Origin of the sequence: Halorussus pelagicus (assembly GCF_004087835.1) — an archaeon.
In the GTDB taxonomy this organism is placed as follows: domain Archaea; phylum Halobacteriota; class Halobacteria; order Halobacteriales; family Haladaptataceae; genus Halorussus; species Halorussus pelagicus.
This window is the reverse complement of record NZ_CP035119.1, coordinates 2,583,763-2,597,528: the sequence shown is the minus strand read 5'-3', so window position 1 is coordinate 2,597,528 and position 13,766 is coordinate 2,583,763. Positions and strand designations below refer to the sequence as shown.

General features: G+C 61.3%; 16 protein-coding genes. 5 read left to right on the top strand and 11 right to left on the bottom strand.

The window, feature by feature from the left end; translation table 11 throughout:
• The 11 genes from EP007_RS13165 to EP007_RS13115 all read right to left on the bottom strand — a co-directional run bounded on the left by EP007_RS13165 (window position 1) and on the right by EP007_RS13115 (window position 9,122).
• The gene (locus EP007_RS13165) at window positions 1–2,202 is read right to left on the bottom strand and encodes a hypothetical protein (RefSeq protein ID WP_128478091.1); all 2,202 of its coding nucleotides are present in this window, start codon (window positions 2,200–2,202) and stop codon (window positions 1–3) included.
• Window positions 2,203–2,460: 258 nt separating this feature from the next.
• Window positions 2,461–2,721, bottom strand: a complete 261-nt coding sequence (locus EP007_RS13160; protein WP_128478090.1) for a hypothetical protein — start codon at window positions 2,719–2,721, stop codon at window positions 2,461–2,463.
• Between the two features lie 2 nt (window positions 2,722–2,723).
• The gene (locus tag EP007_RS13155) at window positions 2,724–3,014 is read right to left on the bottom strand and encodes a hypothetical protein (protein ID WP_128478089.1); all 291 of its coding nucleotides are present in this window, start codon (window positions 3,012–3,014) and stop codon (window positions 2,724–2,726) included.
• Window positions 3,011–5,902 (bottom strand): hypothetical protein, encoded by a 2,892-nt coding sequence (locus EP007_RS13150; RefSeq protein ID WP_128478088.1) that lies wholly within the window; start codon window positions 5,900–5,902, stop codon window positions 3,011–3,013. Before EP007_RS13150 ends, EP007_RS13155 begins: the two co-directional genes overlap by 4 nt.
• 1 nt (window position 5,903) lies before the next feature.
• Window positions 5,904–6,125, bottom strand: coding sequence for a hypothetical protein (locus tag EP007_RS13145; RefSeq protein ID WP_128478087.1), 222 nt, complete (start codon window positions 6,123–6,125; stop codon window positions 5,904–5,906).
• The gene (locus tag EP007_RS13140; protein ID WP_128478086.1) at window positions 6,122–6,499 is read right to left on the bottom strand and encodes a hypothetical protein; all 378 of its coding nucleotides are present in this window, start codon (window positions 6,497–6,499) and stop codon (window positions 6,122–6,124) included. Before EP007_RS13140 ends, EP007_RS13145 begins: the two co-directional genes overlap by 4 nt.
• On the bottom strand, window positions 6,499–7,239 hold the full coding sequence (locus tag EP007_RS13135; RefSeq protein ID WP_128478085.1) for a hypothetical protein: 741 nt from the start codon (window positions 7,237–7,239) through the stop codon (window positions 6,499–6,501). The genes EP007_RS13140 and EP007_RS13135 overlap by 1 nt, the downstream gene beginning before the upstream one ends.
• Window positions 7,240–7,245: 6 nt before the next feature.
• Window positions 7,246–7,788, bottom strand: coding sequence for a hypothetical protein (locus EP007_RS13130; RefSeq protein WP_128478084.1), 543 nt, complete (start codon window positions 7,786–7,788; stop codon window positions 7,246–7,248).
• Window positions 7,785–8,099 (bottom strand): hypothetical protein, encoded by a 315-nt coding sequence (locus EP007_RS13125; RefSeq protein ID WP_128478083.1) that lies wholly within the window; start codon window positions 8,097–8,099, stop codon window positions 7,785–7,787. Before EP007_RS13125 ends, EP007_RS13130 begins: the two co-directional genes overlap by 4 nt.
• Window positions 8,100–8,105: 6 nt before the next feature.
• Entirely contained in the window at window positions 8,106–8,576 is a 471-nt protein-coding gene (locus EP007_RS13120; RefSeq protein ID WP_128478082.1) for a hypothetical protein, read from the bottom strand.
• Between the two features lie 75 nt (window positions 8,577–8,651).
• Entirely contained in the window at window positions 8,652–9,122 is a 471-nt protein-coding gene (locus EP007_RS13115; RefSeq protein WP_128478081.1) for a hypothetical protein, read from the bottom strand.
• Between the two features lie 144 nt (window positions 9,123–9,266).
• On the opposite strand from EP007_RS13115, the gene EP007_RS13110 reads away from it, so the two are divergent.
• From EP007_RS13110 to EP007_RS13090, 5 genes are all read left to right on the top strand, one after another.
• Window positions 9,267–9,809: a hypothetical protein gene (locus EP007_RS13110; RefSeq protein ID WP_128478080.1), complete on the top strand. Its 543-nt coding sequence runs from the start codon at window positions 9,267–9,269 to the stop codon at window positions 9,807–9,809.
• Complete coding sequence (locus tag EP007_RS13105; protein WP_128478079.1) at window positions 9,806–10,759, top strand: hypothetical protein; 954 nt, start codon at window positions 9,806–9,808, stop codon at window positions 10,757–10,759. Before EP007_RS13110 ends, EP007_RS13105 begins: the two co-directional genes overlap by 4 nt.
• A gap of 226 nt (window positions 10,760–10,985) precedes the next feature.
• Complete coding sequence (locus EP007_RS13100; RefSeq protein ID WP_128478078.1) at window positions 10,986–12,200, top strand: AAA family ATPase; 1,215 nt, start codon at window positions 10,986–10,988, stop codon at window positions 12,198–12,200.
• Window positions 12,200–13,318 carry a vWA domain-containing protein gene (locus EP007_RS13095; RefSeq protein ID WP_128478077.1) on the top strand — a complete coding sequence of 373 codons (1,119 nt, stop codon included), beginning with the start codon at window positions 12,200–12,202 and terminating at the stop codon, window positions 13,316–13,318. The genes EP007_RS13100 and EP007_RS13095 overlap by 1 nt, the downstream gene beginning before the upstream one ends.
• Window positions 13,305–13,709, top strand: coding sequence for a hypothetical protein (locus tag EP007_RS13090; RefSeq protein ID WP_128478076.1), 405 nt, complete (start codon window positions 13,305–13,307; stop codon window positions 13,707–13,709). Before EP007_RS13095 ends, EP007_RS13090 begins: the two co-directional genes overlap by 14 nt.
• Window positions 13,710–13,766 lie beyond the last annotated feature (57 nt).

The following is a 13,766-nucleotide window of genomic DNA, read 5'->3' as shown; positions in this document are numbered from 1 at the left end:
TTATCGACCCCCCATGCGACTGCTGAGATAGAAGGCGAGTCCGACGCTCCCGGCGTAGAGAATCACGCCGATTCGGAGGTCGAGGACTCCGCTGTACCACAGCGCACCGGCGACCGACGCCGTCACGACCGAGCCAATCGGCGCAGATATCGGCCCGAACAGTCCACCGATGAGGAGGATGAGACTCCCGTATCCGACCTTTTGCCACATCGGACCGAGACCCGTTTCGACGCTCCCGCGGTAGACGTTCACCTTCTGCTGACCGCTAATCGTCTTGTTCGTTCCTTCTGTCGCGCTCCATTCGACGATGAACGTCTCGTCGGTCTCGTTCGCGTCGATGGGGACCGACGCCGCATAGGTCTCGACGGTCCCGTACACCGTCTTCTCGAAGACGACGTTACTCTCGTTGCCCTTCTGGTAGACGAGAAGCTCTAAATCGGACACTGACTGGTCGTGGGACGCGAACGTGATGCTGATCGTTCCCTCGCCGGTCGTCTCGTTGTGCGACCCGCGGACGCTCATCGCGTACGGCGTTCCCGCTGAGACCCCGACATCGACACTCCGGACGTTCAGTTGCAGAATTTGGTTTGCGAATCCGCTATCAGCAGTGTACCCACCGAGGTCTTTCGATTTCGACCCCTCGTTGACGATAAGTCGGTACTCCTCCCCATCGGTGACACCGACGCACGCGTAGTTGGTCGAGCCGAAGTACGTTCCTGCGGCGTCGCGCCACTCGCCGTCGATGTAGCTTTCGAGGACCAGCCACGTATCCGCAGGCTCGAATCCCGCGCTCTGTGAGTTGACCTCGAAACACTGTTGGAACGTCTGGGAATCGCTTTTGTTTAGCAGGACTGTATGCCGGTTCGTCCGTGAATAGGGGTGGTTGATCAGCATCCGGCGGCTTTGATACTCGTCGGCGGTGAGACGAATTTTAAGCTGAGTATCTGGAACCGCGCCGACGACGGCCGTCCCGTCCGAGACCGAGCGCGTCTCTCGGAAGTCACCGTTCGTTTCGATGATCTCCATGTCGATCTCCGACGTTACGAGCGCCGACCGGTTGTCGCCGTCGTGAATATGAAGGATGAGCGGCGATTTGAACTCTAACGAGTCCGTCGAGACGGTATGCCCGTAGGAGTCCGTGAGAATCCAGTGATAGGAATGGGTCCCGCCCGAGACGTTCGAGACCGACACACTGGCGGTCCCGTTGCTGGCTAACGTCGTTGTCGCTTCCTCGACGCCGTCGAGGATGAGTGACGCGTCCACGGAGTCGCCTTGGGTTTTACCGAAGTCGGTGTCGTTGACCGGGACCTCGACCGTGATGGACCGTCCGCTCGTTCCGTTTCCGTTCGCTGGCGTCGCGTTCACGGTATCAGCGGTGGGTGGGTCTGTCTCGACGAGCATCCCCTCGTCGTGCAGTTCGGCCGTCGGGTTGCTCCCCGTCTTTTCGAGGGTCACGTCCACCCGCCACTTTGGGGAGTCAAAGTCGGCTCCGGAGATATTGACGGTCTTATTGCCTGAATTCGAGAATGTTGATGAATCAACCACCTGCCACTGCGTACCAGTCCACGCCTGCCACTCGACAGTCGCGGTCGCGTTCGAGATCGAGAGATTCGTCCAGGCCTTTTTCGCGTTGGTCGCGGTGTGGTTATCGCTCACGTACAATCCTGTCTCGGCGTGAGTTCCCGCGTCCACCGCATCGACAGTTCCCACGTCCGTCTCTTGTTGCTGGATTTGGAACGTATCGTAGCCGTTCGTCATGTCGTTGCGGAAATTGACCGTGCTGCTACCAGACGCCCCGCTTTGTATCATCCACTCAACCGTCGCGGTGTCGGAACTCGGGTCAATGTCACGGACATTCACCCACACCCATTCGTTGTTCCCAGGGGTCGTTGCAATCGTAGTCCACGACCCGTCATAGTAAACGAGGTCGCCATTCCGGATTCCAACGTTTACAATCGAGTTACCATCCTCGTTCAAGTAGATGAGCGTCCCAGCGTCCGTATGCGAGTACAGCCACGCGCTCGCGTTCGCCGTGGAGGTCTGGACCGACTGGTCAAGGTCGCCCCCAGTGACGTTTACCGATCGGGTGCCGTCGTGAACGGGCGACGAGACGACTTCTGCGCTATCTCCCGCCCAGTCACTGGGGAAGGCTCCCAGATCGTCGTCTTCAAAACCGTCCGTGAGTCCGGTAGCCAGTGACACGCTAGCTGCCTCACCAGAACCGTCAACCGTCACATTTTCGAGTGTCGTCGCACCCGATAACTCTGCGCCCGTCGAGTGCTCACTTCCGACGGCTAATTCTCCATGCGCCGCCGTGACAGGACCCACTGATGTTGCCAGATACACTGCCACGAGCGCGAACACGACGATACTCTTACGCGCCATCTGTGTCCTCCATCTGACCGCGGTTTTCCGGTGCGATGCTCGCCGAACCAGTTTGGAGTTTCAGTCGTGTCATAATCACTGCCTCCCTGCGAGCCCCAACTTGGCGACGACCGCCAGCAGCACCCACGCGAAGCACCCGATAAACACCGCAATCGGCAGAATCTCCAGAACCAACCACGCGAAATTATCGAGCGGGCCCATCGACCACGCTCCGGACTCGATCAGTCTGGACCCTGCCGCTTTATTTCCTAACCGACCCAGTAGACTCGGCGCGAACGTGAGAAAGACGATCCCGAGCAGCAGGACCTTGAACAGGAACTGAATGCCACGAAGCATGGTCAGTACCTCCGACTCGACAACAGCACCGCCTTTCCGAACAGGAACACCGTCACGAGGATCATCACGAGGAACGGCATCGAATGGCGGGCCTGCGCCATGTAGCCGATACCGTTGCTCGCGTATCCTTCGTACCGAGTGTCCGCCGACCGGTTGACCGCCATCTCCTGACTCTTGTCAAAAATCGGCCCGATGAACGCGAACGTGAGCGCAAACGCACCGAGAACGAACAGCGCGATGACGATATGGTACCCGATCGCGCGGTCGTCCTCGACGAAACTCCGACGGGTCACTCGAATCCCTCCTCGAAGGCCGCGTCGAACTCGGCGTCCATCTCGTCAAGTGACGCCACCGGGTTCCGGTACTCCTTGCTGAAGAGACCGCCTATCTCCTCGAACTCCTGCCAGAAGTCGGACCGGGGCTGGTCGCCACCCGGAAGTTCCTTCTTCCGTCTGTCGAACTTCTTCCGCAGGTCGAGGTCCCGCTCGAAGTCCTGATTGAACTCTTGGTCGAGCTGCAGGTCCTGATCGAGGTCCTGCTCGAAATCGAGGTCGAGGGTTTGGTCCATCTCGGTGGAGAGGTCCACTGAACTCTCGACTGTGACGCCTTGATCAGTCGCCTGCGCTTCACGGAGCCGAGACGCAGTATCCTCGAACGTCGAATCGAGGTCGCGTTGAACCTCCTCCTGCAGGTCACGAAGCGTCGTCGCCGCCTCCTCTTCCTCAACCGTCCGCGCTTCGACGCCCACCTCCGTCGTCTTTTCTGTCTCAGCCGTCGTTTTCTGGGCGTCTTGAAGTTCGAACTGCTGTCTCAGGCCCTGATTTAGCTCGTCTATCTCTCGGATGGTCTGGTCAAGGCTCTTCGACTGTGACCCCGGTTTAACACCGATTTCTGACTCAAGATCTGTCTCTGAAGTCTCCCGAACGTCCGTCGTCGGGGTACTCTCGGCCACTTCTTCGACAGACTGGTCGTCAGGAGTTAGTTCGCGGAGATCCTCCGTCGGGGTCGCCCCCGGCTCGGCCTCACTGACCTCGGCCGACTCGGGGGTCCACTCGTCTGTCTCCCGAACGTCCTGTTCCGAGACCTTCTCTCGAAGTTCTTCCAGTTCCTTATCGAGGTCTGAAAGCTCCTCGTCCGACTCCGTCGTCTCGCTGTTCGATTCTTCACGGTCTCTCGTCAGTGTCAACTGGTCCCCTGCACCAGTTCCCGGCCCAAGCGGCTGGGCCTGCCTGCGCTCATCGCGCAGGAACTGCCTCACTCGCGGATCATCGACCGTCTCACGGAGTTTCTGTCCTGCCTTTTTGCCTGCGACGACACTCAACTCTTCAGGACCGAGTTTGTTACCAGGCATTTGGGAGACGACCCGCGAACCAGTCGCTGTCTTCGAGGCGAGTCGCGTCGCAACACTTCCGACCAGTTCCTCGCCGGGTTGAATCCCGTAGGCCGCCGCCCGACCCGCCGTCGAGGACAGCTTCGAGGCACCGGAGATGGCGGCAGCACTCCCGCCTAACGACCCGACAAGTTGCCCGGAAAACTCCGCCGGGTTCGACTGCGCAGCATCGACAGCGGCCGCGCCAGCCGACACGAGTGCGTCATCAGTCTGTTCAGCGACTTCGTCTCCGTCTCCAGCGAGCGTCTCGGACCCGGCGTAAACAAGGTACTCAGCGCCTTCCTTCAGCCCGAGTGCCGCCCTCGGGACGTTTGCAATGTTTGCGGCCCCCTCGAAGGTGCCCTTCCCGAACGACCGGAGACTCTCCTCTAACGCGACACTGGTTCCTTCCAGCGACGAAGCCGCATCGTCGTACCCTCTCGCTCGCAAATCGTTTGCGGTGTCCTCCAACTCTTCGGCGATAATCGACTCCGAGGCGATCCCTCCCTCATCGAAGAGCGCGCTCGACGTATCCTGAATCGCGCTACTGATGGCCTGCGACCCTCCTTCGAGGTAGTCCTCGACGGTTTCACCGCCGGTGAACGGAATTTCGGCCTGATAATCACCGAACTGTTCTTCGGCCTGTTGCCCTTCGATCTGCGCGACGAGGTCGCCCTTCTCGTTCTCGACGACCTCGATGTTCTCCGCGTTCGGGTTCTGTTCGCGGGCTTTCTGCCTGAGGAGGGTCTTGCGTGCTTCGCGCGTTAGCTCGACTCCGTAACCGGTCTCAGCCTCCTTGTCGGCCGCGAGATCCTCAACACTATCCGGCCCCTTCCGGAAGACGCGCTTTATGTCCGACTCGTCGATGTTCTCGGTCTCTTCGGCGATCCGTTCGCGGATGTTGGTCGTGGTCTCCGTCCGGTCAAGAACAAAACCACCCTGCTCGTCCCGGCCGACATCGACGTTCACGTCTGAGTCGTCCTCAACCTGCTTTTCCATCAACTCTTCACCAAGTTGCCCGCCGGAACCGACGCGGCGTTTCTCGTCGGCGTTTCGAGGCGGGCCGAGGGAGAACTCCTCACCGACATCCGACTGGTCGTTCGTTAGGTCCGGTCCTCCTCTCGGACCATCAATTCTCTCGGGCTGATCGCCGAAGATGGGTCTCGCAGTGAGGTCGCCATCCTCTTTTGAGAACTCGACATCTTCCGCGCCAGTTTGCTCCTTCAGACGGTCCTCGAGCACGTCACGCTGTGCGCCACGGGACAGTCCGAGGACTTCCACCACGTTCTCACCAGTCACGCGCACACGAACATCAGACGGGCTAACTTCACTCCCGTACTCGCTCGCAACGTTGCGCTGGACCTCCGATACTGTCTCCTGAACGGTGTCCCTCGAAAGGTCAGGGGCACCGTCATCGGTGACGACAGTCGGTCGTTCGGCAGGCATCACCTCCTCGGAGTATTTCTCTCCGGACCTCGACGACGTATCCGTGTCGTCCTCTGGAGTCGTATCGTTAGGGCTGTCATCGCCATAGCGAGCCTCGTTGGCCATGTCCTTGTCGAACCCATCGCCTGCCGAGCCGGACCCAGAAGCGCCGCTACTTCCCGAGTTGGAGTCCGAGGAGTCACTACTTCCGGAGTCCGATTCGGACCCGGAATCCGACCCCAGACCACCGGTCAACTCGCCCTGTGTCGGTGCGGTCCCTCCAGGACCGTCGTTCCCGACAGTCTCCGAGTCGTCAGACTCGGTCTCGTCGCTGGACGAGTCATCGTCACGGCTCCCACCTCCTCGGCGAACGGGCGGTCTCGGCATCTTACCTCCCCCAGCCCCGCCCTTGCTTCCACTGACCGGACGACGAGTTCTGGACGTGGACATCCGTATTTCGCTTCCGTGCTTCTTTCTGCGCGACCGATCTCGCCTTCCCCTTCCGGTGGTGACGTGAGAGGATGCTACCACCGCGGCCCGCGCCGTTCTTCACGACCCAATCGCCTTTCCGGTCGTCGCGCGTCGGGTCGTGCTCGACGTAGATCGTCACGCCGACCCCTCCCGAGCTTGCTCCTCGCCGTCGATCACCTTGCCGCCGCTGTCCTCCGACATCTCGCCGAACTGGACCTCATCTGCGTCGGTCTCCTGCTCTTCCGACTCGCCTTCCGGGGACCAAATCTCGAACGCCGCGAAAAACTCACTGAGGTAGTTCAGAGCCGGAACTCCCACCAGCGCGTAGAAACCGACCTTCGAGACCGACCAGATAGCGTCAAACTGGTCGGCAGTGAGCCGATCCTGAAACGCGAACAGGACCGCCATCTGCGTTCCGAGGGTGACGCAGGCGATCAACACGATGAACCCCCTCGTAATCGAACTTCCATCGAAGTTCTCGGACGCTTCGCCGAGTGATTCTCGGACGTTCATCAGAACAACCCTCCCATCGCCGCGAGGTCGAAGCCAGTCACGAGGTAGTCGGTCGGGACGCTGATGTACGGCATCGGGATACTGCCGCCGCCAGCCCCGCCGCCGCCCCCGCCACCCTGATTGCTCCCCATCCAGTACCCGATGAGCAGCAGGACGATGGAGAACGCCGTCTGGGTCATCGGACTCGTCTGGCCGTACTTCGCCACGCTCGTGCGAACGTAATCGGTCGTCTTCCGGAACCCGTTGCCGTCGAGCATGCTGAACGGCGTGTAGTTCTCCAAATGCCCGAAGTTCACCATGAAGTCCGACCTCACCGGCACCTCCTCGACGAGGTCTTCCTCGTAGTCGTCCTCGTCCTTGCCCTTCTCGGGCGCGCCGACGCGTTTCTCCTCGTCGTAGGCGTCGCCGCCGTCGGTCTCGACGCGCTCTTTTCCTTCGAGGATTTCGAGCGTCGCGGGGTTGACCAGCGCCTCGATGTCCTCGACGATGATTCCGACCGTCGAGCCGTAGAACTTGAACAGACTTCCCTGACCGCCAGCCTTCCGGAACTTCCCGTCGCTCTTCAACCCGCGCTGGGGTTCGGTCTTCTCGGTCGCTGGCCGGAGCTTGATACGGCCGGTGTCGTCGATCTTGAGCGCCGAGGTCCCGGCGATCATCATCGCCGGGATGAACAGGGCGCTTGCGATCGTGTTCCGTGCCTTCTGAATGTACGCTTCGTAGTCGATGTCTTGGAAATCCATGAGTGATCACCCGAATAAGCGCCCGAGCAGGCCCTCTCCTTCACGCTCCGTGTAGCGGGTCTGCTCTTGCCGCATCGTCTTGATGATATCCTGTTGAGCCATGTCCTTGCCACCCGACGCCTTTGCGAGGATGAGACTCTCGATGGACTCGATTTCGCGCACTTGGTCGGGGGTGAGCGGTGTCTTATCGCCGAGGCCGTCGCCGTACACCAACTTCCGGGCGGGTCCGGTCATCCGCGACCCGGAGGGCGGATGCTGGGCAAGATACTCGAAGGTCCGCTTGTGGACCATGTTCTTGAACTCCCAGAACTCCGCCTCCGAGCGGTTCGCCAGTTGGTGGGCGCGCGAGAGTTCGGCCTCCATGAACTCGATGTATTGGCTACCCACGTCGGATTTGACCACCTCGGCGAGGTACTGACGGTCGCCGTCGAGCGCACCGTTCTGGGTCTTGTTCAGGTCGCTGTAGTCGTCGTTTCCTGCGCTGTTCCCCGACGAAGCCGTCGCCGTTCCGGCGGTCCCGGTCTGGCCGTTCTGCTTGGTCTTACTCACTGAAACACACCTCCGAGCACATCTCGACGGTCAACGTCGAGTTTCGAAATCAGCAGGCCGTACACGATGAGCACATCTGCGAACGCGCACAGGAACCACAGTACCGCGAGGTAGTACGCCTCAGTCGCCAGTATCGAGCCGTTGGACACGACTTCGAGGTTGAGCGACGCGACGCCACACAGCGCGAACGCGAGCGCTCCGAACACGGCCATCAGGAGGTCAGCATCTTGAAGTTCGCCACGGCGAGCTACCGCGAGGTAGCTGGCTATTGCAGCCGCAGCCAACACGAAGAGGTACACTTGAACGAGCATGTCTGGTTACGTCACCTTGGTCGCCGCGAGGAGCGCGGCGACCACGGCGATGAGAAGCCCGATATCGCTCCCTGCTCCGAAGAGCAGTCCAATTCCGACCGCCAGCGGCCGTATACGTTGGTCGGCCGATTCGTACCAGTAATCGACGGTTGCCTCGTTCCCCTCCACCGGACATCCCGGTCCGGCGGAGACACCTTGTTCTGAACAGGTCACGAAGTCGATCGTCCCGGCGCTCGCGTTGAGCCGGTAGTCCTCGGACTCGTTCAGCGTCGTCCCATTCTGAGAAACCGTCTCGTTGCCGTACAGCGAGTTGTTGCCGAGCGTCTGCCACGTCGCGGTGTTTCCGGCGCTATCCGCGACGGTGAGCGTCTCGGTCGCGTGGTAGTCGGTGGCGGTCCCCTGAAGAGCGGACCCCAAAACGAGGGGTGCGCCGAACAGCAGGACGACCGCCGCCGCCACGATGATGAATCGCTGCATGAGCGGTGGTACGAGGTCGAAGGGACGGGATTGGATTGGGAGCGATACCGCGCGGGATGGTTACAAACGATACTATTAGGCCCGGTTCAGGTACGCGAAGACCATGAACACGATCATCAGGAGGGGCACAAGCCACCCGAACTCGATGACACCCGCGGCCTGCTCACCGCTGTTGATGTTACCCAGCGGGCCGCTGATGTTCCCGCCCGCGTTGCCGACCTTCGAGAGGATGACCGGCATGAGGTAGAGCACGACGGCGACCGTCAGGACGCCAATCATGGTACTCTCGGGGCCGAAGAACCGCGCCATCTTCGAGTCGCTTTCTTCGAGGTCCTGCTGCGCCTTGGTCTTCGAGAGTTCCCAGTCCTCGGTCAGTCCCTCGGACGCGAAGTCTACTTCGACCGCGCTACGGAGCGTCTCGCCAGCGACTTCTGCGCCGTTAGCCGTTTTCTCTTTACCTTGTGCGATGGCTTCCGCCGTCGCCTGACGGAAGCCGTCGAGCGTTGCCGTCGGTCCCGAGGACGCGGTCGCCCCCGAGGTTGCCATGCCTGCGGACATGTACGTGTCCGAAAAACCCGTCTCTCGCCTAATAATTACCGTAATGATACATTCTGCAGTAGCGAGTACCAGTCTCCAGCATTGTACCGCGTTACGGTAATCTGACAGTGATTTCCACTCTGTCGTTTTCGTATGTCGAACTACGACGACGACACTCCGGAGCGCGCCCGGAAATCACTCAACACCATTCATAAAGCGCGGAAACAGGCCGACGCCGCGATGGACCTCTACATCGACGTGTTCTACAAAGACAACAACGCGAAACTCGAAGAAGCACACGTCGAACTTCACAAGGCGGTCATCCGGTACTACAACCGGCTTCGACCGTATCTGGCGAAGAAGCCCGAGTTATTCAAGCGAAAAGCGATTCACGAGACCCAACAGGGGAACCTCTACCTCAACTCACTCGACAAGTGGCGAACGGCGAAGAGCACGTCCGAGCGGACCCGCCGGAAAATGGGCGAGGCCGACGAAACCGAGATGGTTGACGAGACGATCTGCCTCCCGGCCGATATTCTGTTCTCGGCTTACGACCGGCTGAATCTCGCACTGGTCGAACTCGACTTCGGCGCACAACCCGGTGACGATGTGCCTGAAACCAGCGTCGAGGACGCCGTCGAAGACCCGGACGCCAGCGCCGACGAGTCCGGTGACACCGAGGAGGTGGCCGGATGAGCACCACCACCAACGCTGACCTCGACCTCCTCGAACTCCCCGAACCGCCTCAGCCCGAGAGTCCCTCGCTCCCGCCGGAACTCCTCGACGACCCGGTCGGCGACGAGATCGGCGGCGAGTCGTTCACCGACTCGCCGTTCTGGGAGGAGTACGAGAAGCGAGCCTCCCAGAACCGCGACTTCACGGTCATCGTCTCCGACTGGGACAACGAGCGCGGCTCCGGCAAGACGACGCTTTCCATCAAGCTGGCGCGGGCGATGGACCAGTCGGACAAGGGCCTGACGCCCTCGAAAGCGACGCTCACTCCCGAGGAGATGATCAACGCCTACTCGGCCGAACCACACCAAAGCGCGCTCATCCTCGACGAGGCCGAGGCCGGAATGAACTCGCGGGACGCGATGACGACGACGAACAAGGTACTCTCGAAGATGGTCTCGATGGCGCGTGTCGCCGAGAAGTACGTCATCTTCAACATGCCCGCCTCGTCGCACATCGACAAGAACATCCTCGACCTCGCGGACTACTGGATTCTGGTCCAGCGCCGCGGCCTCGCCCGCGTCTACGAGTTGAACAAGAACCCGTTCGAGGGCAGGACGTACCCGACACCGACCCAGACGATGACGTGGGACGCCCTCGACGGTGACAATCCAGTGTATCAGTCCCTTACGTCCGAGAAATGGGACGAGATTGGGAGTGGGGCGGACGGCGAGTCGAAGTACATCAGCCGCGAGGACCACCAGGAGCGCGTCGAGGCGGAGCGGAAGACCGCCCGCGAGGAGACCCGCGACGAAATCATTGCGAACCTGCTCAAGCATCCCGGCGTAGCGCTACCACAGACAAAAATCGGTGAAGTCGCCTGTCTGATGAGCCAATCGCACGTCTCGAACGTTAAGAAGGACGTTGACCAATTCGCCACGAACGACTTCTTGGCCGAAATTACTGGGAAATAATAGCTATGCTGGAGAAAACCGCAGGACGGCGACGACCAACAGACCTACCGACCAATTACCACTCGATTAGTTATATTATACTAAACGCGCAAAGGGCCAGCCGACCCTCAGTTGGTAGCGATAGCCGTCGGCGAACTTCTATTCACACCCATACGTTGCGGAACTTAGTGGGGCGTGCGCACGGAGTGCGCAACAACCGACAGATTCCGCAACGAGGAGGTACCGAATGAAAGTCGCCGACGCGCACGCGGCCATCCGCGCAGGCGCTCTCACTGCTCCCGAAATAACCCGTGAGATCGACGGTATTAGCGACCGTTCTCACGTCTCACGGGAACTCAAGAAGATGGCCGAAGACGACGACACGCGGTTGGCCCGCCACGAGAAGGACACCGGCCGGGGATTCGTCTACAGCATCCCGGCCGACGACGCTGACCACGACCTCGATACCCTGCCGGTCCTCGGAGATCGGGAGTACGACTGGGACAGCTTGGTCCCGACCATCGACGAGGTTCCGAACTACATCAGCGTCCTCGGTGAGTTCGAGGACATCGAGGCCGCCCTCGACCAGCGCGAGACTAACGGGCCGATTCCGCACTTCCGTTTGGTCGGTCCGCCCGGCACCGGAAAGACGACACTCGTTCGCCGTCTCGCCGCCGAACGCGGCTGGCCGGTTATCGAGGTTCAGATTACGGCACAGATGAAGGAAGCAAGCCTCGTCGGCTCACCGCACCTACTCGGAGGCGAATCGGTCTGGGTTGACGGCCCCGTCGTCCGGGCGCTGCTGTGTTCGCAGGACCGGCCGGTCGTCGTCCTCTGGGACGAGATCAACCGCAGTCCGTTCCGGAACAAGTCGCCACTCCAGTCGGTTCTCGACTCCCGAACGTCAGTGACGGTTAAACCGAGAGCCAACGAGGAGATTCGGGGGAACACCGAGAACCTGATCTCGTTCTCGACGATGAACGAAGGAGCGCAATACAAGACGTTCGACGTGGACCCCGCCGAGGAGCGCCGCCACGGAAACACGTTTCCGGTCCCGTATCTCGGCCTCGTTGACCGAGCGCGAGAGGTTGACCTGCTCGCCGACGAGACGCCGGTCGCCAACGAGGTCGCGGAGACGATGGTCACCATCGCCAACGACCTCCGGCGAAAGGCCGCTGACAGGGGCGGAACGATTCAACGTGGCGTTCCAACATCGACGCTCTTCCGCTGGGCTCGCACCTATGCGGCCTACGACGGGACGCGACCTGACCCACTCCTACGGGCTGCGCAGACGGCGCTGATCAACCCCCGATACGACTGGGGCGATGTCCTCGAACCGGACCCGGAGAACGACTCGCTCTACGCCGACGGCAGTCCGGCGCGCGCGGTCGAGCGCCTCGTCGAACATCACCTCTCGGGTGACGCCGACACGACGGTAGACCAGACACAGGGGGTCGCTTGATGCTCCACGCTAACGCCGGGGAGTTAGTCCGGTTCCTGTTCCGTCACGGGACAGACCGAGAGAGAGAGAGGGGGACTACCGGCGAGGAGGCTAAGCTGATGGAGTTCCCCGCCAACACCGCGTTACTGGTTGAATCCCATCTCAGTGACGTGGACCCAGATACGGCGACGGCTACGGACGCCGACTCGGACGACGACCCCGAGGAGTGGTCGGAGGAGGACCTCGACCAGATCATGGGCCTCGACTCCAACATCGAGCAGGAGGACGAGGTCCTTCAGAACGTGACGGTTGACGTGGTCGCTGACGAGAGCGAGCGCAACGAGCGTATCGCCGAGTACGACGGAGCGGCTCCATTGCCGGACATCCACGAGCGTATCCGCGAAACTGCCATCGACTGCAAGGTCTACTCGGCGTTTCTGGACATCTTCAGCGACGAGCGCCGTCGCCCAGTTGACGAGCCGGGAACGCTGGACCTTCGACAGGCGACTCGGTACGTCTGTGGCGACACGACCACTGACCCCTACGAGGAGTGGACCGAGGTGACCGGCGGCAACGTCGCGGTCGGCGTCTCGCTCGACCAGTCCGGGTCGATGGGTCAGTACGAGGTCGAGTCGAAATCGGCCGTCGGTGCGTTCCTCGACGCGGTCCAGAAGTTCGGCGGCGAGGTCGTCGCAAACGCGTGGCAGGGCGGTAGTCGCTCCGCGGACAGCGTCGTCCTCACGCGGCCGCGGGAGAAATTCGACTGGGAACACCTCCTCGCGGTGCGCCCCCGGTCGTCAGACCCGATCTCGGCAGGGCTATTGCACTGCGCGAGCCTCCTCGACCGAGTGGCCGCCGACGAGAAGCTCCTGCTCGTCGTCCACGACGGCCACCCGACCGTGCTGTCTCGGACCGACCTCGACAAGACGGACGCCTGCCGAGAGGCCGCCGAAACCGTCGATGAACTCCGAGACGAGGGGTTCACGGTCATCGGTGTCGGCTTCGGCGGTGTCTCCGAACGCAACCTCGCACGGATGTTCGGTGAGGATGGCTACGTTCACACCGAGTTGGAACGGCTGGCCGACGCACTCGTCGAGAGCTACGAGAAACTGGAGGATGACCACGGTGGTGGCGCGTAGCGCCGCCGGATGGTGTGACGTACTCCCCGACAGGTATAGTACCCTGCTCGCCGCGATGACGCTCCTTTTTCTCTCCGGCTACGAACTGCTGGCCATCCCTCTCCAGATGGTCATCTACGTGCGTGCGTACGCCGCGGTCTGGGTCGCCCTCGAAGACCTCAACGCCGAGGAGCCCGCGGAGTTGCTCGAACCCTACTGGCTGTCGGTGCCGCTCGCGGTGACGATCGGCGCGAGTACCGCGTCGGTCCACGTTCTCGTTCTCCGGTCGCCGATGGTACTCGCGGTCACGCTCGTCGTTCTAACCGGTGTGCTCGAAGAAGTGTACGGCATCCACCGCCACGGAACCGCGGAAGATGTGACGCGGCTACGGGCGTTGGTGCTGGACGAGTAGGAAGAGCGTCGTGAGAAGTAGAAGACCGACCAGCCACAGCGAAGCTACTTCCAGCGA